General features: G+C 49.3%; 14 protein-coding genes and 1 tRNA gene. 9 read left to right on the top strand and 6 right to left on the bottom strand.

Translation table 11 applies throughout. The annotated features are described in order from the left end of the window. Window positions 1-311: 311 nt before the first annotated feature. Entirely contained in the window at window positions 312-647 is a 336-nt protein-coding gene (fdxA, locus tag SCIP_RS01345; RefSeq protein WP_006292715.1) for a ferredoxin, read from the top strand. A gap of 147 nt (window positions 648-794) precedes the next feature. Here fdxA and dinB read toward each other — a convergent pair whose 3' ends face one another. Then, the gene (gene dinB, locus SCIP_RS01350; protein ID WP_006292716.1) at window positions 795-2,186 is read right to left on the bottom strand and encodes a DNA polymerase IV; all 1,392 of its coding nucleotides are present in this window, start codon (window positions 2,184-2,186) and stop codon (window positions 795-797) included. A 281-nt stretch (window positions 2,187-2,467) separates the two neighbouring features. Between dinB and SCIP_RS07480 the strand changes: the two genes are divergently transcribed. From SCIP_RS07480 to SCIP_RS01380, 6 genes are all read left to right on the top strand, one after another. Beyond that, window positions 2,468-3,496: a biotin--[acetyl-CoA-carboxylase] ligase gene (locus SCIP_RS07480; protein ID WP_006292717.1), complete on the top strand. Its 1,029-nt coding sequence runs from the start codon at window positions 2,468-2,470 to the stop codon at window positions 3,494-3,496. A 17-nt stretch (window positions 3,497-3,513) separates the two neighbouring features. Beyond that, a complete protein-coding gene (locus SCIP_RS01360; protein WP_006292718.1) occupies window positions 3,514-5,433 on the top strand; it encodes an ATP-binding protein in 1,920 nt (639 codons plus the stop codon). A gap of 110 nt (window positions 5,434-5,543) precedes the next feature. Further along, the gene (locus SCIP_RS01365; protein ID WP_006292719.1) at window positions 5,544-7,121 is read left to right on the top strand and encodes an acyl-CoA carboxylase subunit beta; all 1,578 of its coding nucleotides are present in this window, start codon (window positions 5,544-5,546) and stop codon (window positions 7,119-7,121) included. Between the two features lie 188 nt (window positions 7,122-7,309). Then, a complete protein-coding gene (locus tag SCIP_RS01370; RefSeq protein ID WP_006292720.1) occupies window positions 7,310-16,801 on the top strand; it encodes a type I polyketide synthase in 9,492 nt (3,163 codons plus the stop codon). Window positions 16,802-17,002: 201 nt separating this feature from the next. After that, window positions 17,003-17,515, top strand: a complete 513-nt coding sequence (locus SCIP_RS01375) for a holo-ACP synthase (protein ID WP_006292721.1) — start codon at window positions 17,003-17,005, stop codon at window positions 17,513-17,515. 517 nt (window positions 17,516-18,032) lie between these two features. Continuing rightward, window positions 18,033-18,758, top strand: coding sequence for a 3'-5' exonuclease (locus SCIP_RS01380; protein WP_006292722.1), 726 nt, complete (start codon window positions 18,033-18,035; stop codon window positions 18,756-18,758). A 598-nt stretch (window positions 18,759-19,356) separates the two neighbouring features. Here SCIP_RS01380 and SCIP_RS01385 read toward each other — a convergent pair. The 4 genes from SCIP_RS01385 to SCIP_RS01400 all read right to left on the bottom strand — a co-directional run bounded on the left by SCIP_RS01385 (window position 19,357) and on the right by SCIP_RS01400 (window position 21,070). Next, the gene (locus tag SCIP_RS01385; RefSeq protein ID WP_006292725.1) at window positions 19,357-19,854 is read right to left on the bottom strand and encodes a hypothetical protein; all 498 of its coding nucleotides are present in this window, start codon (window positions 19,852-19,854) and stop codon (window positions 19,357-19,359) included. Further along, entirely contained in the window at window positions 19,854-20,192 is a 339-nt protein-coding gene (locus SCIP_RS01390) for a type II toxin-antitoxin system HicB family antitoxin (RefSeq protein WP_006292726.1), read from the bottom strand. The genes SCIP_RS01385 and SCIP_RS01390 overlap by 1 nt, the downstream gene beginning before the upstream one ends. A gap of 8 nt (window positions 20,193-20,200) precedes the next feature. Further along, complete coding sequence (locus SCIP_RS01395) at window positions 20,201-20,440, bottom strand: type II toxin-antitoxin system HicA family toxin (RefSeq protein ID WP_006292727.1); 240 nt, start codon at window positions 20,438-20,440, stop codon at window positions 20,201-20,203. A gap of 543 nt (window positions 20,441-20,983) precedes the next feature. Beyond that, window positions 20,984-21,070: transfer RNA gene (locus tag SCIP_RS01400), tRNA-Ser, on the bottom strand. Window positions 21,071-21,365: 295 nt separating this feature from the next. Here SCIP_RS01400 and ribF point away from each other — a divergent pair. Next, the gene (ribF, locus tag SCIP_RS01405) at window positions 21,366-22,538 is read left to right on the top strand and encodes a bifunctional riboflavin kinase/FMN adenylyltransferase (RefSeq protein ID WP_048349251.1); all 1,173 of its coding nucleotides are present in this window, start codon (window positions 21,366-21,368) and stop codon (window positions 22,536-22,538) included. A 160-nt stretch (window positions 22,539-22,698) separates the two neighbouring features. Here the strand turns inward: ribF and SCIP_RS01410 are convergent, their stop codons facing one another. Further along, window positions 22,699-23,841, bottom strand: coding sequence for a C40 family peptidase (locus SCIP_RS01410; RefSeq protein WP_081442829.1), 1,143 nt, complete (start codon window positions 23,839-23,841; stop codon window positions 22,699-22,701). A 328-nt stretch (window positions 23,842-24,169) separates the two neighbouring features. Here SCIP_RS01410 and SCIP_RS01415 point away from each other — a divergent pair, with 328 nt between their 5' ends. Beyond that, the gene (locus SCIP_RS01415; RefSeq protein WP_006292730.1) at window positions 24,170-25,201 is read left to right on the top strand and encodes a MetQ/NlpA family ABC transporter substrate-binding protein; all 1,032 of its coding nucleotides are present in this window, start codon (window positions 24,170-24,172) and stop codon (window positions 25,199-25,201) included. Window positions 25,202-25,214 lie beyond the last annotated feature (13 nt).

Genomic DNA, 25,214 nt, shown 5'->3' on the forward strand with positions numbered 1-25,214 from the left:
TCCCGCACATCATTATTTACATCAGTATTTATATATTTGTGCTTAATACTGTTAGGTGTAGTTGTATATCCAAATCCTTGAAATCAGTGAAGTCTGAATTGTACTTCAGCCAAATGCAAGTGAAATCGAGGTAGAAAACTCTGCTTCGACACACTCTTTATATTTTTCACCAAGTGCGGTAAACTAAAAACCAGTGATCAGACCAGAGCCAACCAGGGCTTTGCAGGCTGGCCACAAGCCATAGCCAAGGCAAGCTGGTAGGTAGGCTGGGTGGGCTGGTCAGGAATATACATTCCAGAATTGGGGGAATTATGGCATATGTCATTGCTGAACCGTGCGTGGATGTGAAAGATAAGGCATGCGTGGAAGAATGCCCAGTCGATTGCATTTACGAGGGCCCTCGAACTTTGTATATTAACCCAAATGAATGTGTAGACTGCGGTGCCTGTGAGCCTGTCTGCCCGACTGAGGCCATTTTCTATGAAGATGATCTGCCGGATGATTGGGCATGGTATAAGGATGCTGCGGTTAATTTTTTCAATGAAGTTGGCGACCAGGGTGGGGCCCAGGCTTTCGGTCCGATTGATCACGATGAACCTACCGTTGCCAAACTTCCGGCAGACATTAATGCCGATTGGGACGAATAAACAACGAGAAATAAGAAGGCTCTTCTAAGAAGGTTTTTCTAAGAAAAATCTTCGTTTTCCATCTGCGCTTGCGGGTGTACCGGATGTACCGGATGCACCACGCTGTGGGTAGTGCTCCGGTATGGGGTTTACTCGATCTATGAACTTCTAAATTCCCAGATTCGCCGAATGCTTTCCATATTTTTTGCGGATTTCATCTATGATGGGTTCAATGTTTTTGCGCGCTTTTGCAGCCTGGCTGGCAGTGCGCGCATGATTGGTCGGCGATTCGATTGTGGATGCTTTCGCCGATGTTATTTTTGATGTTTTTGTTGTTTCTTTGGTCTCGGGCGAGTTTTTTGCGTTCTCTTTTGCGCTTTCGCTGTCAATCGAATTCTCATTTTCCAGAATTTGATCAAAGGAAGGCTGGTAAGAGGCTGAGCTGGCGCTGGAGAAGTGAGAAGTGCTGACACCCGCCAGGCGAATCATGGCAGGCAAAATCAGATCACCGGCTTGCGGTTGCTCTACCTTCATCAGCCGGGCCAGGAGTTCCTTTGCTACGGGGTACAGTTGAGCTTCGGAATTCATGGGTTCCTGCACAGTCAATGACTTGGAAATGTGCGACAGGTTTGCCAGCCGCAGCTTAACTGTGACCGTCCGAGCGTAGAGTCTGCGGCTGCGCAGGGTAGTGGCAACGTCATCGCAGCACCTGCGTAGGAGGGCTGTTACTTGTTTCCATGACCGGGTATCTTCTGCAAACGTTCGCTCAGCTCCAATAGATTTATCCGAGGCAGAAGTGACGACTTTTGGTGATCCCCAACCGTGGGAGGCCTGGTAGAGATGTCTTGCCTGAGCAGGTGAGTGCAGGGCAGCGGTTAAATCAGACAGACTCATGGCAGAAAGCTGCTTCACGGTGGTGATCCCCCAATTGGTCAGGATTTTTTCTGTCGATGGCCCAACTCCAGGGATAGACCGGACCGGCATCATCTGAATGAATTCAGCCTGACGAGCCAGGGGAATCAGCAGCATACCGTTTGGCTTGGCATTGGTTGAAGCCAGCTTTGCAATCAGCTTGTTGGAGGCAATTCCCACAGAACAGGTGACTCCAATCTGGTCGTGAACGGTCTGCCTAATCCAGGCACCAATCTTTCGCGGATCCTTCCACTGAAGAAGAGCCCCGGAAACATCCATGTAACATTCATCAACAGACACAGGTTCAATCTGGTCGGTAATCTGATGAAAAATCTCAAAAACCTGATGGCTCATGGATCGGTAATAAGCCATGTCTACGGGCAGAAAAATCCCTTGAGGGCACAGCCGATGGGCAGTTGCAGCCGGCATGGCAGAGTTAACGCCGAATTTGCGGGCTTCATAGCTGGCGGCTGAAACGACTGCACGATGGCCAGTTCCAATAATGACCGGTTTACCCCGCAATTCAGGGTGGCGCACGATTTCGCAGGAGGCATAAAAAGCATCCATATCGATGTGGAGTATGGTACATCCGTGAAAATCGTTGCCCCAGCTGTGCTTGGCTGCTGCAAGGCGGGGTGCGGTACTCATATTTTTATTTTAAGGCATTCTATCGAAGGCATTCTATCGGGGGAAAGTAAATGGCAGGACCGGAAGGGGAGATACAAAAAGAATAATGGCTGAATGATGCGAAATCCTGTTTTCCATCTGACATCCCGAGCCTATCGGCAAAACACATATTTGTATTATTCTACAAAAAACACGCTTATTTTTTATATAATTTTATAAAGCAAAATCGTTGAAATAGTAGTAGTTTAAGAGCTATGCCACATAGTAGACGCCGGGAATGGAATTGTTCTGAACATATAAGAGTGATTTTTCTTGATACTGTCGATTCTACGAATGACTATGCGTATCAGTCCCTGTCTGGAGAAAATCGTTTCTTATCCGGATCGGCAAAAAACCTTGTGGCAATCGTTTCTGGCGAGCAGACGAAGGGCAAAGGCAGACTGGGACGATCGTGGGTCTCTGTCCCGGGGGAATCCCTTACCGTCTCTTTTATTGGTTCTGTTCCCTCTTCACTCATACAGTCAGATCTCGCCGGTTGGCTGACAGCAGTTGCCGGAGTAGCGGCTGCCAGTTGCATCCAGGATTATGTGGACCAGGCTTGCCGTGCATCTAAAAACTCTCAGCTGGTTGATAAGGGCGAAGGGGGAGGCCCGGTCATCGGTTTGAAATGGCCGAATGATATTTATGCGCAAGGGAAGAAGCTGGGAGGAATTTTGATTCGCTTGGCAACTGACCGGCCGTTGAGCGTCGGGGGAGTCAAGAGGGCCGGGGAAGATGGCAGCGAAGATCTTTCCTCATCTGAACAAGCTGATCTGCGGGTTCCAGTCATTATGGGCCTGGGCTTGAATCTTGCTATTCCTCACATCCGATTCCAGGAAGCGGGGCTGCAGGCCATATCTTTAGTTGATCTACTTGACCAGTCTAGCCTGCCCAACCAGTCTAGCCTGCCCAATCAGCATGGAACTCCCAACCAGTCTGGAGCTCCTGATCAATCGGATGTAGCCAATGAATTACTGATCCGTATTGGGGGAAAAATATCGGATCTTTTGGATGCTTTTAGCAAAAATCCAGAACAAACCTGTCGGAAATTAGCCAAACAAATGCAGGAGAAAGATATCGTGTCGGGCAGACGGGTAGAAGTCTCCACAGCCTCAGGCCAGGTGATTGAGGGAGTATGCCGGGGGATTGGCCCTGATGCTTCTTTGATTGTTGAGCTTGATGATGGCAGTTTGAGACATATCGACTGGGGAGATGCCCAGCTGGAAGACGTACCGACTGGTGATTCTCAAGCAGTAGAGGCGCGATCTGTGGAAATCGTTGAAAATAGGTAGGAAATAATCGAGGAAGTATGCATAAATTATTGATTGCCAACCGGTCAGAGATTGCCCTCCGTGTAATCCGTACAGCTAAAGAGATGGGGATTGAAACCGTAGCTATCTATTCCGAGCCTGACCGGACCGCTCCCTATGTTGACCAGGCGTCAGAGGCTTATTATCTACCTGGAGACACCTATAACGAGACTTATCTCAATCAAGATGCCATTCTTGACATAGCCCGCCGCAGCGGGGCAGACGCTATTCACCCCGGGTATGGATTCCTGTCGGAGTCTGATTCCTTCGCATCAGCTGTTCAGGATGCTGGCCTGATATGGGTAGGCCCTAACCCGCAGGTTTTGGAGGATCTGGGAGATAAAATCAGCGCCAGACGGGTGGCCCGTGTCGCTCAGGTTCCTCCTGTTCCTGGAATCAGTGAGCCAGTGGATAATGTTCATACTCTGGTAACTTTTGCTACTGATTATGGATATCCAGTCATGATGAAGAGGACAGACGGGGGCGGAGGTCGCGGAATTACAGTGATTCGCGATGAGGATGAGCTCCGGGCGTTTTATAGTGCTCACGATTCTCTCCAGGGCAGTGATTTAAGTAAATATTTTATTGAGAAGTTTGTTCCCCGTGCCAGACATGTGGAAACTCAGTGCGGTCGTGATTCTCAGGGGAATTTTACTGTCTATTCCACCCGCGACTGCTCGGTTCAGCGCCGCAATCAAAAGCTGATAGAGGAGGCTCCTGCTCCCTTTATAAATGAGAAGGTGGAGGCCAAGCTCAAGACATACTCCCGCAGACTATTTGATTCAGTAGGCTATGTGGGCTTAGGAACGTGCGAATTTATGGTTACACCCACCAGTGATGTCTATTTTCTGGAGGTTAACCCCCGTCTGCAGGTTGAGCACACAGTTTCCGAAGAGGTTTGCGGAATCGATCTGGTACGTGAACAGCTGAATATAGCTGACGGAGGCAGTCTTATACCTGCTGGTCAGCCCAGAGGACATAGTTTTGAGCTCAGAATCACCAGTGAGGATCCTGATAAAAATTTGACTCCTGGGTCCGGAACTATTGACCACCTGCGTTTCCCCTCGGGGCCGGGAATCAGGATCGATTTTGGCGTCCAGGAGGGGAACACGGTTTCTCCGAAGTTTGATTCCATGATGGGCAAGATCGTGATTACTGCCCGCACCCGGCAGGAGGCAGTGGCACGGGTCCTCAGGGCCTTGGATGAATTTGAAATTACCGGTATAACCACTCCCTGCAGCTTATACAGGCAGATTTTCCAGGACGAGGATTTTACAGCCCCGGATGGCAAATTTACCGTTACTACTCGCTGGTTGGAGCATAAGTATTTGAGCAAGAATCCAGCTTCCAGCAAGGCTGGAATTCCTCAGAGTCTTACCCAGATACCTTCATCTGGGCAGATTCTGGGCAATGTCGCTCCTCAATCTTTCACAATTGAGGTTAATGGCAAACGGGTCCGTCTAAATGTGCCTAATGATTTTGTCAGCCTCCTGACTCAGGGACGGATCCGCCAGCAGCGTCGGGCTGCCCAGCCTTTGCGCGGCAATGGTTTGAGTACGGCACAAACTCAGTCTGAGGATACATCTTTAGCAGACAGCCATGGGCAGATCAGCGCTCCCATGCAGGCTGTGGTCACCAGAGTTAATGTTGCCACCAAGCAAAAGGTTGCTAAAGGTGATCTTTTGGTGGTTCTTGAATCTATGAAAATGGAAAACTATGTGTATGCTCCCTTGTCTGGCATAATCACCGACATCATGGTGGGGCCTTCCGACAGCGTGGATGCAGGGGATCCGCTGGTGATTATCAGCCAGGAGGAAGGACATTCTCAGTCTATAGAGGAGGAGAAGGCAAACTCTCAGCCTGCGGAAAAGGCAGATGAACAAGCTGATGGGCAGGAAGAAAAAGGAGGCAGATCATGACTCTTGACCAGGCATCAGCTCAAGCGGTGAGTCAGACAGCAGAGCCAACAGGAAACAGCAAAGAATCCGACCAGGCGAGCCAGACTGGGATTCAGCTTCCCCTACCGGCAATGGCATCATCATCCGTTATTACTACAGCTGGCCATCAGCCCATCAGGGCTGAAATTGTTCATGCGGCCGCTTTGGCTACGGCTGCAGAGCAGAAAGCCCGGGACCGTCAGCATCCTAAAGGTAAATATACGGCCAGGGAGCGTCTGGATCTGCTTTTTGACGACGGTACCTTTCATGAGATTGGCCGCTTCAGCGGGGGCAATATTAACAAGGATATTCCCGGGTCAGCCGTGGTCACCGGCTTTGGGCAGATAATGGGACGAACTGTTGGCGTGTATGCGCAGGATTTCTCTGTTCGCGGCGGCACCATGGGCCAGGCCGAGGGAGAGAAAATTTGCCACCTCATGGATATGGCGCTGGAGTTGGCGGTGCCCGTGGTGTCCATTATCGATTCTGGCGGAGCCCGCATCCAGGAGGGGGTTGAAGCCCTGACTCAGTATGGGCGGATCTTTAAAAAGACCTGCCAGGCCTCAGGCTTTATTCCTCAAATCTCCCTGATTCTGGGTCCCTGCGCCGGTGGGGCAGTTTACTGCCCAGCTTTGACTGACATAGTCATCATGACCAAGGAAAATTCCTACATGTTTGTGACTGGCCCCGATGTGGTTAAGGCAGCAACCGGAGAGCACATTTCCATGGATGATTTGGGGGGAGGCCAGATCCACAATCAGGTCTCTGGAGTAGCTCACTATCTAGGAGAAAACGAAGCTGATGCCATAGATTACGCAAGGACTATCCTGGCTTATTTGCCATCCAGCTGCCAGGATAAGCCTCCGTCCTATGCCTATGCTCAGGGAAGAGCAGAAGATATTGCTGCCCAGCGTATTGGCCATATTGTTCCTGAAAATGACCGTCAGCCTTACGATGTAGTAGAAGTCATCCGCTGCATTGTTGACTACGGGGAATTTGTGCAGGTCCATGAACTTTTTGCTCAGAGTGTTGTAGCTGGATTTGCCTGTATCAATGGCCGCAGTGTGGGAATTGTTGCTAATCAACCTTGCGTAAGGGCAGGAAGCCTGGATGTGGAGTCCTCGGAGAAGGTGGCTCGTTTCGTCCGCCTGTGTGATGCCTTCAACCTGCCTGTGGTTACCCTGGTAGATGTGCCTGGCTACAAGCCGGGCAGCGACCAGGAACATGCAGGAATTATCCGCAGGGGAGCCAAGGTCATTTATGCCTATGCCAGCGCTCAGGTTCCCCTGGTTACGGTTATTCTTCGCAAAGCCTTTGGCGGTGCTTACATTGTCATGGGGTCCAAGGCTATGGGGGCAGATATCAACCTGGCCTGGCCTAATTCTCAGATTGCCGTACTTGGCGCTCAGGGAGCTGTCAATATTATCCACCGTAAAGAATTGCGCCGGGCTGCTGATGACGGGCAGGATGTGGCTGCTCTGAGGTCAAAATTGATTGAAGACTATGAGAAAACTACGGTTAACGCCAATCTTTCTTTGGAAATTGGCCAGATTGACAGCATGATTGATCCGGAAGATACCAGAGATGCCATCTCTCACTCCCTGGAACTGCTGAAAGATAAAAAAGCTCCGCCCAAATACCCGAGGAGGCATGGAAATCAGCCTTTGTAATTTCCGAAAAATCAGAAACTGCCGGCAAACCCCCAAAACCACTCTAGATATAAAAATAGTTATAAATATGAAAATCAGCGATCAACAAGACATGAAACACATAAAAATAGATCCGTAAAGTAAGCTGAAAACTCAAAACTCAAAACTCAGAATAAAACATCAATAAATATACAAGAAAAAGGTATACAATGGATAACTCCTTCTTCTCCTCTATGACTGATCAGGCCCACGCTTTCCTCTTTGCCGGCCAATCCACTCCTTGGGCTGCCGCGCTCAACGATGTGAAAAACAATGAAGAAGTCATGGAACAGCTGAAAAAGTATGATTCTTCTTCTCAGACTCTTCTCCAACCTGTTGCCACCGATCTCCTGACCATCTACGGCCATCGCCTGGATCTTTTCTCTTATGCGTCCAGCAGCCTGGTCCTGGGCCAGGCCAAATATGCCGAGGCCAGCGTTCCCGGAGTTGTTCTGGCCCAGCTGGCTGCCCTTCTGGACTCCCGTGCCCTGGGTATGCCTTTTGATGCTCATACTTTTGTTTCTTATGCCGGGCATTCTCAAGGACTTCTCTCCATTGACGCTGTCAAAGTTCTGGTAGAACAGGCGGGAGGAAGAATCAGCCAGGATCAGGCCGATGATCAAATTGCTGCTATTCTTGCCATCGCCCGCCTGATTGGGGCTGCAGGAAGCAAGGTAAGCCAGGAAAATGGCATTGTTCCCGGTAATCAGTCTTCCCCAATGCTGGCTGTTAAAGGTGCTACCAGCAGGCAGCTTCAGGTGCTCATCTCCAGGATTCCTCAGACTAAAGGAGAGCTGACCATTGGGGTGAAGAATTCCCGCGACAATTATGTGGTGTCCGGCTATCCCCAGGATTTGGCTAAGCTGACCGCAACCATTGAAGCCGAGCATAAGCACCAGCAGAAGCTGCGCGATCAGAAAGTTCGCGGCGGCAGCGTATTTAACCCCACAGTGGAGTATCTGGAAGTATCTATACCTTTCCATTCACAGGTTCTGGCTCCGGCTGTTGATTTAGTTCAGCAATGGGCTCTTTCTTGCGGTCTTGATGGAGATCTGGCCCAGCGTCTGGCTCAAGGTGTGCTGGTGGATCCAGTTGACTGGGATCAGCAGATCGGTCAGATCGTTGCGGATTTTGAAGAGTGGAAGGGGAAAAATCCTCAGGGAACAGTCGAAACAGACCCCGCGAATTTTGGGAAGACAGGTTCCGGGGACGACAGGCGGCTCTGGTTTATTGATTACGGGCCTGGCCTGGTTGCTCACAAGCTGACCGAAGCCCTGGTTGAAGGAAAGGGAATTGGTATTGTCAGCGCGGCTGATTCCGATAAGCGCCTTGATTTGGCCACTCCTGGCAAGACTTATGAGTCTGGTCAGGACTGGTCCCAGTTTGCCCCTCACCTGGTTCACACAGCAGCCGGCGACAAGGTCAGCACAGCCTTTACCCGTCTGACTGGCCGCTCTTCCATTATGGTTGCTGCAATGACTCCTACTACGGTGGAGCCTGATCTGCCTGCGGCTGCGGCTAATGCCGGGTATTGGGCCGAGCTTGCAGGAGGCGGCCAGGTCACTGAGGAAGTGTTCGATCAGAATGTTGTCCGTCTGAAAGAGCTCCTGGATGAAGGTACATCGGTAGAATTCAACGCCATGTTTATGGACCGCTACCTGTGGAATCTGCAGTTCGGTAGCAAGCACATTGTTCCCAAGGCTCGGGTTTCCGGCGCTCCTATTGATGGGGTCATTGTTTCTGCCGGTGTACCTGAAGTGGATGAGGCTCTGACTCTGATCAGCCGCCTGCACGAGGATGGTTTCCCCTATGTGGTCTTTAAGCCAGGAACCGTAGCTCAGATTAAGCAGGTGCTGACCATAGCAAAGCAGGCGGCAGAGAGCACCATTATTATGGAGGTGGAAGGCGGTTCCGCAGGTGGCCATCACTCCTGGGAAAGCCTGGACGATCTTCTAATTTCCACTTATGCCCAGATTCGCCAGATGGCAAATGTGGTTTTGGTTGCCGGCGGCGGTATTGGCACTCCTGATCGGGCTGCTGATTATATTTCAGGCCAGTGGTCTCAACGGTATGATCTGCCCAAGATGCCGGTTGACGGTGTCATGGTAGGTACAGCCTTGATGACAGCCAAGGAAGCTCACACCAGTCCTCAGGTTAAGAAATTCTTGGTGGAAACCCCTGGGATTACAGCTGACCGCCCTTCAGATGATCCTTTTGCTCCCCTGGGGGAGAGCTGGGTCCCCAGTGGAGGTGTTGCTGGGGGCATGTCTTCCGGTTTGAGTCATCTGCATGCTGATATTTATGAGATTGAGAATGCTTCTGCCCGGGCCGGCCGTCTTCTGGTTGCCATGGAGAAGAATCCTCAGGAAATCCCTGCGCACAAGCAGGAAATTATTGAGGCCCTGGACCAAACAGCCAAGCCTTATTTTGGCGATCTGGAGGATATGACCTATTATCAGTGGGCACAGCGCTTCATTGAGCTGACTTATCCCTGGGCAGATACTACTTTCGGACTGCGGTATCAGCACCTGCTCCACCGGATTGAAGCCCGTGTCTGCCAGCAGGACAGGGGGCAGTTCCAGTCTGTACTGTCTGACCAGCAGATCGTAGAAGAGCCTCAGCAGGCCCTGGATGCCCTCGCTCAGGCATATCCTGCGGCTCAAGAGCTGCGGGTATCGCCAACCGATGCGGCCTGGTTCCCTCAACTGTCTCAGGAATATCCCAAGCCTCTGCCTTTCGTTCCTGTGATCGACGGAGACCTGCTGCGCTGGTGGGGCCGCGATCAGCTCTGGCAGTCAGAAGATGACCGCTACAGTGCCGATTCTGTCCGCATTATTCCGGGACCCCTGTCTGTGGCAGGAATCACTACTATGGATGAGCCTGTAGTTGACATTCTGACCCGTTTTGATCAGGCTGTAACCGACCGAGTTCGCCAGGAAGATCAGGCTACCGGATATTCTCCTGAAACCAGCATATCTGTCAGATCTGGTTCTGCCAGCGATGAAGAGTTCATCCGTCAGTCTCCTACCATTTCCTGGGTAGGGCATGTAATGGATAATCCTGCATATGGAAGCAGGAATGATGATCAGAATTACACCCTTGCTCCTCAGGGGAGCACGGGATCATGCCAGCTGTATGATCTGGATATTCATCTGGATACTTTCTGGGATGACTTCCCCTCCTCTTCTGTTCAGAAAGCTCCTCATGCTGTCCGTCACATTGTTATCCCCCTGATGGTTGACCACGCTCACCCCTTCCGGATGCCAATTGTAGATAAGGATAGGCTGAGTGCGCATATTTATACTATGCTCGAGCAAACTGCCGGCATAGGGAATACGGCTATTACCGGGGATCAGTTGACCGCCATGCCGGTTATTGATCCATCAACGGTAGACGATGATCATCCTTTCGGCCTGGCCCACAGCAGCTACACTTTCAGCTCTGATCTGGGGATGAATCACGAGTCTGTAACTGGGGGCCACCTGCCTCAGGCCCTGCAGCCTTCTGATATTGTTCCTGATGCTTTGGTCGGCCCTGTTTGGCCTGCTATTTATACTGCCCTGGGATCTGTCTATGTAGGGAAAACCCCTATTATTGAAGGCCTGCTCAATGCTGTCCACCTGGATCATTCCATTGCCTTGAATGGTGATGAGGCTAATCTCAAATCCTACTATGGGCAGAAAATCAATGTAGTTAGTTGGGCTGAAAATTATGCTGAATCATCAGCCGGCCGGGTGGTGACTATCCATGTGGAACACAGGGCTGAAGATGGAAAAGTTCTGGCTAATGAAACGGAGCGTTTTGCCATTCGTGGCCGGGTATATTCCTCTCAACTGCCGGTAGATGCTCCCGACTATGGCGGCATGAATATCGACATGGTTCCTACCTCCCGCCGCTTGCTGAGAAGAGTCCGGGTTCAGGCTCCTGACAATATGACCGCCTTTGCCCGTGTCTCCGGAGATTTCAATCCTATTCATACATCGGTGCGGGCAGCCCGTGTTTCCGGGCTCAAGGCTCCTCTGGTTCATGGAATGTGGCTGTCAGCAACGGCCCAGCATATTGTTCAGGCTTTGGACACAAAGGGTGCCTCCTATGAGTTGGCTGGCTGGACTTACACCATGTATGGGATGGTTCAGCTGTCAGATACAGTGGAGATTAGCGTGGAGCGGGTCGGCAAGGTCAGGGGAGCCGGTCTTGTTCTGGAAATAACCTGCCGGGATAATAAGGAAGTCGTCTCCCGGGCTACTGCCGTCTGCCGTCCGGCTGTTTCTGCCTATGTTTACCCAGGTCAGGGTATTCAGAAGCAGGGTATGACTCTGGATGAGCGTTCTGCTTCTCCGGCTGCTCGCCGTATATGGGAACGGGCTGATAAGCTAACCCGGTCCAAGCTGGGCTTCTCCATCCTGGCTGTGGTCAGGGATAACCCCAAGGAGCTGACAGCCAACGGGATAACCTATCGCCATCCTGAAGGTCTGCTCAACCTGACTCAGTTTACTCAGGTCGCGCTGGCCACAGTGGCCCAGGCTCAAACCGCCCGTCTGCGCGAAGCCGGCATGACCTATGAACCTGCGTATTTTGCCGGACACTCTCTGGGTGAATACAATGCCCTGTCGGCCTTTGCTCAGATCATCCCTCTGGAAACAGAGTTGGAGCTTGTTTTCCACCGGGGTTCCACTATGCATCATTTGATCGAGCGCGATGCTAAGGGACGGTCCAATTACCGAATGGGCGCCTTGAGACCCAATCAGTTCGGGGTGGATGACGCTCACGTCAAGGCCTATATTGATCAGGTTTCTCAGGAATCAGGAGAATTCCTGCAGATTGTGAACTATAATCTGGCAGGATCTCAGTACGCTGTGGCTGGCACTATTGCAGGTTTGAAGGCCCTGGATGTTGATTCTTCCCGGCGGGCTCAGGAAGCCGGGGGCAAAAAGCCCTTCATGCTGGTTCCTGGCATTGATGTTCCCTTCCACTCTACCCTCCTGCGCAAGGGGGTTCCGGAGTTCCGGGAAAAGCTGGATTCACTTTTGCCCGAAAATATTGATTATCAGCGCTTGGTTGGCCGCTATATTCCTAATCTGGTTGCCCGCCCCTTTGAGTTGACTCGAGATTTTGCCCGTTCCATCCTGGAGGTAGTTCCATCTGAACGGCTGAAGGCTGTGACAGAAAATGAGGATTTGTGGAACGAGTACGCCGCTGATGAAAGCAAGCTGGGCCGTTTGCTCCTCGTTGAGCTCCTATCCTGGCAGTTTGCCTCCCCAGTCCGCTGGATTGAGACTCAGAGCCTGCTCTTCACTCCTCGCGAGCAGGGCGGTCTGGGCCTTGACACCTATGTAGAAGTTGGTTTGGGAAATTCACCAACTTTGGCTAATCTGGGGGCGAAGACCCTTCTTCTGCCTGAGTTTGATGGGGTTCAGGTGAATGTTTTCAATGTAGGCAGGGATGAAACCCGGGTTTATATGACCGATGATGACCCGGATTCCTTGGTTCCTCAGGATGAAGATTTGGATGACAATCTGGACGATGATTCTCAGGATCAGGCTCAGAACCAAACTTCCGCTGGGTCTCAGGGTTCCCAGGCTCAGGCTGCTCCAGCAGTTCCGGCCCCTCCTGCTGCTTCCACAGTGTCAGGCCCGGTCTCCACAGAGGATATTCCTTTCACCGCTTGGGATGGGATCAGGACTCTGATCGCTTTCAGCGCCAAGATCAGGCCTGAACAGATTGGAGATCAGGACACTACAGACACCCTGACGAATGGTGTTTCTTCCCGCCGCAACCAGCTGCTGATGGATATGAGTTCTGAGCTCGCAGTTCCCAGCATAGAAGGTGCTGCCGAGGCCACTGTCAGTGCTCTCAAGCCGACAGTCATCAAGGCTGCCCCTCGCTACAAGCCCTTTGGCCACGTTCTTTCTGATGCCATCCGGGAACGTCTCCATCAGCTTTTTGGATCTGCTGGAGTTAAGCAGTCCCACATCGCACAGCGTTTGTCTGACGCCTGGGGCTTGGGAGATGGCTGGGCTGCCTTTACCACAGCTGAGCTTCTTTTGGGCACTCGTGAAGGAGCCAGCACCCGTGGGGGAGATCTGGCTACCCTGCCAACCGCAGCTGTTTCCAATGTTTCTGAAGCAGATGCCCTGATTGATAAGGCAGTTCAGGATGTGGCCGCAGCTCACGGCGTTACCATAGCCCTGCAGTCTGCTTCACCTTCTGCATCCGGCGCTATGGTCGATTCCGCTGCTCTCAAGGAGTTTGCTTCAGGAATAACCGGCGACAATGGTCTCCTTGCTTCTACTGCTCGCTATCTGCTGGATAAGCTGGGTCTGGGAACTCCTGCCCAGCAGGGCTTTAATCCTGATGATGTGGATGCAGATGGCGGGGAGAGCGAATCCACTGATGAATCCATCATCGATGTGGTTACTGCAGAGCTGGGACCCAAGTGGCCTAAGCTGGTAGCCCCTCGCTTTGATCAGCGTAAGGCTATACTTTTGGATGATCGCTGGGCAAGCGCCAGAGAAGATCTGGCTCATCTCTACTATGAGTCTCTTGCTGCTTCACCCGATCACACTCAGCCGGCCAACTCCTCTCTGTCTTCCTTCACTGGGGCAGGGCAGGCAGTAGCTGATCAAGCTGACTGGTATGCCGATCAGGCCAATCAGGCCGGCCGTCAGGATTTGGTCCAAATTTTCCGGCAGATAAGCAAGCTGGCTGAAGATTCCAGCGTTAAGTCAGCTGATATTGCTGTAGTCACTGGAGTTTCGCAGACCTCAATAGCCGGTCAGGTTATGGCAGGATTGCTGGCTCAAGGTGCTACCGTTATTGCTGCCAGTTACAGCTTTGATCCTGACTTCATTCAATGGGCAAAAGAAACCTACCGCACTCATGCAGCAGGTTCTGCGAAGCTCTGGCTGGTGCCAGCCAACCTGTCCAGTTACAGGGATGTGGATGCGCTCGCAGCCTGGGTGGGCTCTGAGCAAAAGGAGACACACGGCGCAACAACGACTGTTATCAAACCTGCTTATGCTCCCACTCTCCTTTATCCCTTCGCTGCTCCTGCCATGTATGGAACTATGGCGGATACGGGGGAGCTCTTTGAATCGCAGGCACGGCTTATGCTGTGGGGAGTGGAGAGACTGATAGCCAAGCTGTCTCCTCTAGGCGTGGAAACTGATGTTAATCATCAGCTGCATGTGGTTCTGCCTGGTTCTCCCAACCGGGGAACCTTGGGCGGAGACGGTGCCTACGGTGAGATCAAGAGTGCCTTGGACGCTATTGTTAACCGGTCCCGGGTTGAAAAAGACTGGTCTGCCAATGTTACTTTTGCTCATCCCCGTATCGGCTGGGTCAGAGGGACTGGTTTAATGGGAGGCAATGATCCTCTGGTTTCTACAGTGGAAAAAATGGGTGTTCGTACGTACAGCACTGAAGAAATTGCCCAGGAGCTGATCAAGCTGTCCTCTGCTCAGTCCCGGAAGCAGGCTTTGGCCGGTCCTCTGGAAGTTGATCTGACCGGTGGTATGGGATCCGTCAGCCTCGATATGTCAGAGCTGAGGCAGGAAGCCACCCGCCAGGCCAAGGAGGAGGCCGCATCTGATCCATCGTCGACAGATGCTTCTTCTGTAACTTCAGCAGACCATACCCTCATTAAGGCTTTGCCTACTCTCCACATTCCTCAGCAGGCCTCGGTAAACCTGTCTGACTGGACAGCGGTAACCGCCCGTCCTGAAGATGAGATTGTTATCGTTTCCATAGGTGAGATGGGTCCCTGGGGTTCTGGCCGAACCCGGCATGATGCAGAGCTGGGAATCAGACCTGACGGCCAAGTCGATCTGAGCGCTGAGGGTGTGCTGGAATTAGCCTGGAATATGGGTCTGATTTCTTGGCAGGACTCTCCTCAGCCTGGCTGGACAGATGCCGAGGGAAATCTGATTGAAGAGTCTGACATCTATGATCATTTCCATGATGAAGTCGTTGCTCGAAGTGGAATTCGTCCCTTTGACGACGGCATGGGATCTGATTATCAACATGGAACTGACGAACGGGCAGCTGAAGTTTTCCTTGACCATGATATTACTTTCAGTGTGGCCAGCGAGGAAATTGCCAAAGAATATTACGATGCAGACGAGGCCCATACTGTTATTCAGTATGATGACCAGGCTGATGAATGGCTGGTTACCCGGACAAAGGGTGCCAGTGCCCATGTACCCAGGAGGGCAGTCATGTCCCGGCAGGTGGGAGGCCAGTTCCCTCGGGGATTTGACCCTCAAAAGTGGGGAATTCCTGCGTCCATGGTGGGAGAGGTCGATCCCATTGCCCTCTGGAACATAGTGACTACAGTCGATGCCTTTATTTCTGCCGGATTCTCTCCGTCTGAGATTCTTCAGGCTATTCATCCATCCAAGTTGGCATCTACGCAGGGAACTGGTTTTGGCGGCATGCACTCCATGCGTCAGCTTTATGTGAACCGTTATCTGTCTCAGCCCTATCCGACTGACATCCTCCAGGAAGCCCTGCCAAATGTGGTGGCTGCTCATGTGATGCAGTCTTACATTGGCGGTTATGGCAACATGATCCAGCCTGTGTCTGCCTGCGCCACTGCGGCTGTATCTCTGGAGGAAGGCGTTGACAAGATCCGCCTGGGCAAGGCTGATTTTGTGGTCACTGGAGCTATCGATGATATTGGGGTGGAATCAGTTAATGGCTTTGGCGACATGAATGCTACGGCTAACTCTGATGAAATGTACGCCAAGGGTATTTCTAGCCGATTCTTCTCCCGGGCTAATGACCGTCGCCGTGGAGGCTTCTTGGAGGCTCAGGGTGGTGGAACTATCCTGATTACCAGGGGCGATTTGGCCGAAAAGCTTGGTCTGCCAGTGGCGGCTGTGGTTGCGTATGCTAATTCTTTCGCTGATGGAGCTCATACATCAATTCCCGCTCCGGGGCTGGGAGCTCTTGCTGCAGCTCAGGGTGGCCAGGACTCTGTTCTTGCCGGTGAGTTGAGAAAACTAGGCCTGACTGTTGATGATATTACCTTGGTTTCCAAGCATGATACTTCTACTAATGCCAATGATCCCAATGAATCTGAACTGCACAACACCCTGCAGCACGCCATTGGCCGCACGCCTGGCAACCCGCTGTATGTCATCTCTCAGAAGAGTCTGACCGGACATGCCAAGGGAGGGGCAGCAGTATTCCAGCTGAATGGCCTGACTCAGGTCTTTTCTACTGGTTTAATCCCGGCAAATGCTTCTCTGGATTGTGTGGATCCTGAGCTTGCAGGGGATGACCTGATGGTTTGGTTCCGTCGCCCGCTCAATATTGCCGCAGCTGGCCGAACAGTTAAGGCTGGCCTGGTGACTTCCCTGGGATTCGGCCATGTTTCCGGCCTCGTTGCTCTGGTCCATCCTGGCGCTTTTGAGGCTGCTATTGCACAAACCGATGGTCAGGAAGCTCTGGAAACCTGGCGGGCCAGGGCTAACCAGCGTCTGGCTGACGGTAACCGTCACTTCCATGATGGCATGTTGGGGAGGGAACCCCTCTTCCAGCAGATTGAGAACCGGCGATTCCATGAGGATTCGCACACATACGATTCTCACGAAGTGGAGAAGGCTATGCTGATGAATCCTCAGGCCCGGCTTGGTGCAGATGGCTTCTACCAGGCATAACTTTTTCCACATTTTCCAGGCCTCGACAGGCAGCGCATGTCTCACAGGTATCAGTAGCCTTGCATGGCATGTCTGCTAGCTGTGATTTTGGGTCGGTTGTCCTTGTGACGACCGACCCTTTTAGTCAGAACACTGTCCCCCCCCATGCAATATGTCATCTGCTTCATTCCGTATATTCCAAAAAATGATAATATATATACCATGATTCAGGCAACAATTCAGGGCATTGGGCATGATGTGGTTAATATTCATGATTTTTCGACTCAATGCGGACAGAACCCGCATTTTATCCGGAATTTCTTTTCAGCCACAGAGATCCGTCAAGCCCGACGGCGCAGTCTTGTCAAAAATGATGATCTGTCCCTTCATCTTGCTGCTCGCTGGGCTGGTAAGGAGGCCTTTATTAAAGCCTGGTGTCAGGCCTTGTCTTTTGCTGAATCTCAGGAGGAAAGGGAGCTTCCATCTCAGAATGAGAATTATCCCTACACTATCGAGAATTTTCCCTGGAAAGAAGTAGAAATTCTCGATGATGCCCACGGTGTGCCCAACCTGTATCTATCTGCTCAGATGAGGAGGAAACTGGCAGAAAGCCTGGAGATTGTGGAAGAGCAGGCAATTTTTAGTGTTTCTCTTAGCCACGATGATCCTATTGCTTCGGCAGTAGCAATTATTCAAGCTCAGCCAAGAAAAAATGAGCAGGACCCAAGCTTGTAAGCCTTAAGCCGCAAGCCGGGCTTAAGGCTATAAACTTGTTTCGCATTCGCGAATGATTATATTAAAAAATGAAAGAGACATGTCAATTCGCGAATGGAAACGTCGTGTCCCGTTTAATTACAATCCTTTCGCAAATGCGATAGCATTTATCGATGGTTAAAAAGATGATTTACGATCAGTCACTGACTTCACTAGACAGATAGCCGATGGCATCAGATATTTATCTATAAAGCATAATGATACTGGTAAGAAAATTTCCCAAGATCTTAATAGATCAACCGGCTATATAAGTATAAGAATGAGTGGCTTACAGAGTTGAGACACAGATGAGCTCGACTTTTTTGCTAAACATGGCATTACGCTTCAGCTTTAGACATGTTAGATGAGATACGTCAGAGACAAAATAGTAAAATACAATCTTATGTTCTTGTTGCTGATAGGGATCTGAATAAACTTCTTGGAGCGTAAATACCTGATGAATGACAAGTTATCAATTGATAATCAAGGAGAATAGAAAATGAGAATCATAGACAAAGCTATCAAACGTATAAAATTAAGTTTTCATAATAATACACAGCAAACCTCAAAGATAAATACGCTGCCCAATAATGCTAAACTTCAAACGTTGAGCATGGAAGCGGACACAATTATCTTTGACACAGAAACAACAGGAAATTTTTCTGATCAAAGAATCATTGAGATAGGAGGACTTTTCCTTAGAAAAGGTGTACCGATAGGCGAGTGGCAGCAACTTATCAACCCGGGTGTGAATATTACCCATTTTTCACAACATTTATCAGGCATTAATGATGCAATGATTGCTAATGAGCCACCAGCAAGCACTGTAATACCATGGTTTATTAACTCTATTCAAAACCTTACCATTGTAGGGTACAATGTTAACTTTGATATTAATGCTCTCAATGAGGAAGCAAATAGGCTTGGAATGAGTGGAATATCTGTAAGCAATGTTATTGATGTTATTGATATTGCACGTCAATCGTTACCAAATTCGCCAAGTTATTCACTCGAACAAGTTGCTATATTACTTAATGTTAGTGATACTGAAAAGCATCGTGCATTAGATGATGCCATACTCACATGGAAGTGTTGGCAAAAAATGGAAAGCATGAATAATAAACAAATTATTCTTTCACAAGAACAGGTAACGACAGTATCACAACGTAATAGCAAAATACGAAATGATAAAAACAAAGCATGTTCTTTTAAGCAGGTATCTTGATAATTCAAGTGATCCAATAAATCAGAAACCTTCAGGTAGAGAGATTATATCTTATGACAGGGGTGAAAATCTAACAGGGTGGAAAAATCACCAGGAGATATTGGCTCATTATGGTTATGATGATTGGCTGTGGGTATATGTTATACCAGGTGTTATTAAACGAGGTAAGTATAAGGGTGAGCCTACTTATGATGTTTATCTTGATGGTGAGCTGATTGGAAATTTGACGTCGACTATATACTAGTATCATCAAGGGCAGGTTCCGCCTGAAGGTGCAGTTATGATTGCCCGTATTAGAGATTCTGCAAATGATAAGAGTCTAGGAAGATATCAAGTGAGATTACAAATGCCAGAGCGGAACTAGTAATAATTATTATTATGGTTACTGTTGATAGTCTTTACAGTACGGCTGACAGCAGTGAAACTCGTCAACCCGACAGAGTATAAGATGACTGCCAGGGCGTATGAGAATAATAAATGGCAGATGGCAGTAGCATTAAATATTACAAGCCAGGTTCTTACAGATTATGAGACTCTTCTCGCAAGTAAAAGGCTTTAAACGTCTCTCCCATTTTTCAGTGAAGTACCCTAAAATAAACTATCCTAATACTGGCGGTGCAGGAGTGTCTGGGATGCAGAATCGGTAATCAACAGACCGTTCATCATCACCATCTATCATTGCTGTCCACTTATATTGCCCAGAAGCTAAAGGAATACCAGTACCAAAATCTATAACTGTATGATATTGCGATGTTAAAAATTTTTTTGTACCAAGGTCAAGATTTGTTGACTCAGTATCTAAAGTAATAACATTTGCTACTCGTAATGGTTGAGGCCCAGTAGCGCCAGGGATTTCAACAATCTTATCATTACTATCACGAAGTGAATATTCAATTGTCATTTCAATGGGACAATATTTACCTGGAACTGCGAAAATAAAAATAACAGAAAATCTGCTAGTAACAGGTGCTCCCTGTACTGGATAGAATAATATATTAATACCTTCTCCAAGAATATTCATTTTCCCAGATGAATCATTACTAGCATAATCTGCCATGAGAATCTTGATTGTGGCATTTTGCGAGGCAATACTCATTATGCTCCAATTAATTGCGAATCATGGCACACACGATTTAAAGTATCGCCTGTTTGTGGTGTTGAAACAAAAAATGGTTGTTTGCGATCTTCTTTTTGTTGAGGGACAACAAAACTCATAGTATTGCTCTGAAGCAGGGGAACACCATTATCAAGAGACTCATGAACATCATACTTTTCATTCATTTTCTGTTCCTTAGCGAACATGGAAATACCTTCTTGTGCCAGCTTATGAACATCATTGAAAGTATCACTGCTAGCAGTATATCCTGGCATATCAGGAGATTCTACCCACCAAATACCATCTTCATGGTGAAAGATTAATTTAATAACTGCCATAATGCCCCTTATTTTTGGTTAAGAATATTTTTTATTTCATCCTCGGTTAAGCCAATATCTTTTTTAAGAATTTTCTTAACTAAACCGGGTGGTATTTCTTTAGTATGTAATGCTAAGGTTAACGATGGATGTTCCGGTGATGATAAATGTCGATGTGAACCAGTCCTTTGCCTTATTTCTTTATATCCAAGATCTTGAAGAATCTTGCTTAATTTTTTAGGATTCATAGAGGGGTAATTAATTGTCATACTATTCCTCCATGTAACATTCTTCATACCCATTAAATCATAGTTTTCTGATTTATGGAAATCTCACTATATGTCATGTCGTTTTAAATAAGATAAGAAAAATCATAATCATTGTGTAGTAAGGAGTTTATTGATAATGTGGATTATTTGTTCTAATGGTAGGCTGATAAGAATCTGATCGCGTTCTTCCTCCGGTAAGGGCGTATGCAAGCGGTGAGACTGTTTTTACTATCATCTGCTGCTGGTGGGGGGTGTCCTGCCGGTTAGCAAACTGTCGAGTGTGTGCATGACGTGCTACTGGTGATGTTCCCGTATGATCGTCTGCTCATAGTTTTCTGCCGTTTAATAGGATGTTGGGTATTTTCTTCTGGCTTGTTTACTGTACCTAACATTTTACCCAACAATTATATCACGTTTCAGCACGTTTCAGCATGAAAACTAGCATGGTAGGGTAGTGGATATTAATCGGCAGGAAACCTAGCATACAAGCCAAAAACCGCATAAAAAAAGAGCTCCGCTAGTATACCTAGCAGAGCCTAGAAGCGGAGACAGAGGGATTCGAACCCTCGAACCGCTTACGCAGTTAACACCTTAGCAGGGTGCCCCTTTCGGCCACTCAGGCATGTCTCCAATGCTGCACAGAGGTTGTTCCTCTGCATTCATTAAAAAATGGCAACGTAAGTAGTTTATGAAACTACATGGACGAACGTGACTGTCGAGTCTTGTCTTAACATATCTTCTTTCACATTCAGGCAGGGAAAGCTTCCTTTTAGCAAAACGTTGCAGGCAGCCGCTATAATTCCTTAGGTTGTCGAACAGGTACAAGAACTGTGCAGACAGAAAATTTGTCAAGGAGTCTGCCCGTATTGTACAGGTTATAGATTAGTGGCTGTTGATTTAGTTTTGTTGCGAGGAACTGGAAACTGTGAAAATCATTACTCTTGCCCCACATGCCGATGGCTCGGTTGAGTGGCCTCTTTTGGATAAGGAAAAACGGTCTGTGGTGACCATCGGCAGTTTCGATGGAGTACACAAGGGGCATCAGGCCATTATCTCCCGAGTCGCTGATTTAGCCCGCCAGCAAGGCAGTTTCTCGGTAATCATTATGTTCGACCCCCGCCCTTCTTATGTTCATGCCCGGGAAAAAGCACGAATAGCTGGGCAGGGCCAGGATTCGACCGCCAGCCGGGACGATCAGGCTCTGTCCAGCGTGAGCCAGCGGTGTGAATGGATTGAAGGCATGGGAGTGGATTATCTGATAATCGTGACCTATACCCTTCCTTTTGCCAATCAAACCTATGTCAATTTCCTAGGTCAGCTGGTGGGCAAACTGGGTATGCGAACCCTGGTTTTGGGCCATGACGCTCGTCTGGGCCGGGGGCTTGCGGGAGATATGAAGGCTATGAAGAATCTGGCTTCTGCTACCGGTGTTTTCGAGGTTGAATCCGTTGACGACCAAGGGCAGGAGGACGTATGGATTCCCCAAAAGATTGTCTACGAGGTTCCTCAGGGGCATGGTGAGCCTGCCGATCCTTTGGAGGGTATGACCAAGTCTGAACGCCGTGCTTGGACTAAAAAGCATGGGATGAAACGGGCCCGTCGCTGGAGTTCATCATTCGTGCGTTATGCCTTGTCTACCGGCCGTATGGGGGATGCCGCCTCTGTCTTGAGCCGATTTCCTCAGATCCGCGGCCTTGTTGTACATGGCGAACAGCGCGGACGGACCCTGGGATATCCCACAGCTAACCTGGGCGGCCTGATTGAAGGTTTTATTCCAGTAGATGGGGTTTATGCCGGCTTTGTGACTGATCAGGATGATTCAAATCCTCATCGAATACCCGCCGCAATTTCCATTGGGACTAAGGAAACGTTTGTTGATGAGATCGGTCAGGAACATCTGAAAAGAGTCGTGGAATCTTACCTGGTGGATCAGGACGGCATTGATATTTATAATCACCATATTAAGGTTGAATTTGGTCTTTATATGCGGCCTCAAGTCCGTTTTAAGGATGCTCAGGCTCTGGTTGACCAGCTGAAGAACGATGAAAAGGAGACCAGGACTTGGGCAGAATCATACCTTAGTCAGAAAGCCGCCTAGAAAGCCGCCTGACAAACCTATAGATAAGCGAAGCTATAAATCTTCCAGCAGGGTCTACCACCTTTTGCCGGGATTCGCCGAGACTGCCGAGATTGCCGGATGTGCCAGGATCTCTGGATTCGCCAGATCTACCAGGTCTGGTTGAGAATCCGGCAAAACTCTAGTTGAAGATCCGGCGAATGGCGTAGTTGCCGCCGGGGAAGCCCCAAGAAATAGGGGTTACCTGGGTGCCGCGGGAAGGGTTCAGGGCGTTGATAATCTTGCCATTTCCAATATAAATAGCGGCGTGGCTTCCATTAGCCAGAATATCTCCTGGCTTGGCTTGTGCCAAAGAGGGGACTGCGGTTCCTGCCCCTGCCTGAGCGCCGGAGGAATGGGGGAGTCCTACTCCAAAGCGGGCATAAACCCACATCACCATACCAGAGCAATCCCAGCCTGCCGGAGTAGATCCTCCCCAGCGATAGGGAGCGCGGCCTGCATAGCTGACAGCCAGAGCAGCTACCTTAGCCCCGGTACCGGAGCCGGTCACTGTGCTGGGAGTTGTAATACTTGGTACTGTAGCTTGCTGGGTGGTAGTTGTTCTTGTAGAACGAGTAGCTGTATTCCCAGTCTGGCTGTTTGTGGTAGTCCTTGTGTTCCCGTTAGTTGTGCCAGCCTGATTGGCATTCTCAGCTGCATCTGCTGCCGCTTGGCTGGATTTGACAGACGTGGCCGCCGAGCTTAGGGCAACACCAGCTGAATTAAGATCAGCCGTACTGGTTTCAGTATTCTTCAGGCGATCAGCAGCTGTATTCAGAGCTGATTTCAAACTTGCCTTTTTAGCAGAATCAGCCTTGGGCGAAGAATTATAAATAGTTGTGGCTGTGCTGACCAAAGATTCGAGATTGGTACGGGCAGTCTGCTGATCTTTAGTAGGAGAGTAAGGAACGTGGGTGTTGGAGCTGTTGTCGCTCAAGGACCAGGAAGCGTTCTTGGCTGTGGTAACAGAGCTTGACTCATCCAGAAGCTCGTTCCTGTCTGTAGAACGGGAAACTGATGAACTGGAAGAAGCGTCAGCGCTCAAAATTCCATTGTTGGAGGCAATAGCTGGGGCAGTAGACCCTGCCAGCGCTGCCAAAACCGCAATACTAGGCACAATGGTTCCCAGACGAAGGGCTTTGGCATGGGAGGGCACAGAAAGAACACTCTTAGCTGAGGAGGAAGATTGGCCCCTGAGTGAGGCAAAGAATCCTGTATGTTCTGGTGCGTGGCGACCTTTAGACAAAACGCAATCCTTACTGTTGACTTCATGTGTTTTCTCCATAATATCGACACACCAGAACAAAGGCCAGAAAAATAAGAATTTATGCATTTATTTTTCTCTGAGCTAGAAGCCCTGAGATGGTAACTAGCCTGAAAAGCCCTCTAAAATCAAGGGAATTGGAAGCAGTAATAAATAACACGTATAAGTTGATTATGAGTTTTTGCTTATGTATGAGAATTTATGTTTTATGGTAGTAACCGTGCGCTGTTCAGATTAGGGGAATTGGCAGGATCGGACAGACCATGCTCTCAAAATTTGTAGCCAGGCGCAAAAGTAATAGAAACATACAGATAGACAATACAGATAGAATTGAAAGGCAGGAATAAGTATGTCAGCTCCAGATCAGGAACCTCAGGAAGGTCAGGCAGATCAAACACCATTGTCATCTCAGGCTGCATCATCAGCGGAACCAGTCAGAGTCAATCACAGGCTTCGTAACCTGCTGATTGCCGGCATTCTTGTTATAGCAGTGGTTCTGGCTGCTTTCTTTGGCATTCGGGTAAGCAGGAGTGGCCATGAATCAGCAGCTAAGGGATCGAAATCCAACCCTGTTCTTATTGGCGTTGTCGGTGCTAATAATGAGCAGTGGAAAGTTTTCAAAGCAGAAGCTCAAAAAGAGGGAATCTATGTTGAGTTGAAGAATTTTACCGATTACACATCGGAGAACCCTGCCCTTGCTCAGGGGAGCTTGGATTTAAATGAGTTCCAGCATATTCTTTATCTGGCAAACTACAACGTCAAGAATAACCAGAATCTGCAGCCTATTGGAGGCACGGCAGTCTTCCCCCTGGGCCTCTACTCCAAGAATTACAAAAAGGTGAGCCAGATTCCGGCCGGTTCTACCATTGCCATTCCTAATGATGAAACAAATCAGGCTCGGGCTCTAGGGGTTCTCAAGAGCGCCGGTTTAATCACGCTCAAGGGCGGCTGGACTGCTTTCAGCTCTCCGAACGATGTAGACACAGCCAAATCCAAGGTCAAGGTTAAGGCTGTGGAGGCTGCTAAGGTGGCTAATTCCCTCAGCGATCCGTCTATAGCTGCCGGAGTGGTAAATAATGACTACGTCAAGGACGCAGGAATAAATCCGACAGATGCCATTTACCAGGACAGTGCCGCATCCGAATCTTCCAAACCCTACATCAACGTATGGGTCGCCCGCAAGGCCGATGCTAAGAATCCTCTGTACCTGAAGCTGGTGAAGATTTTCCACAAGAAAACTGTCACTGACGCTTTGATGAGGCAGTCCGGCAATCAGGGCACCCTTAATTACGATTCAGCCGCAGACCTGCAAAAGATCCTTAGCACTGTGGAAAAGCAGGCCCGACAGGCAGGAGAGCAAGAAACAGCAGGCAAAAAGTAGGGAACGAAGCACA

The organism is Scardovia inopinata JCM 12537 (assembly GCF_001042695.1).
Classification (GTDB): domain Bacteria; phylum Actinomycetota; class Actinomycetes; order Actinomycetales; family Bifidobacteriaceae; genus Scardovia; species Scardovia inopinata.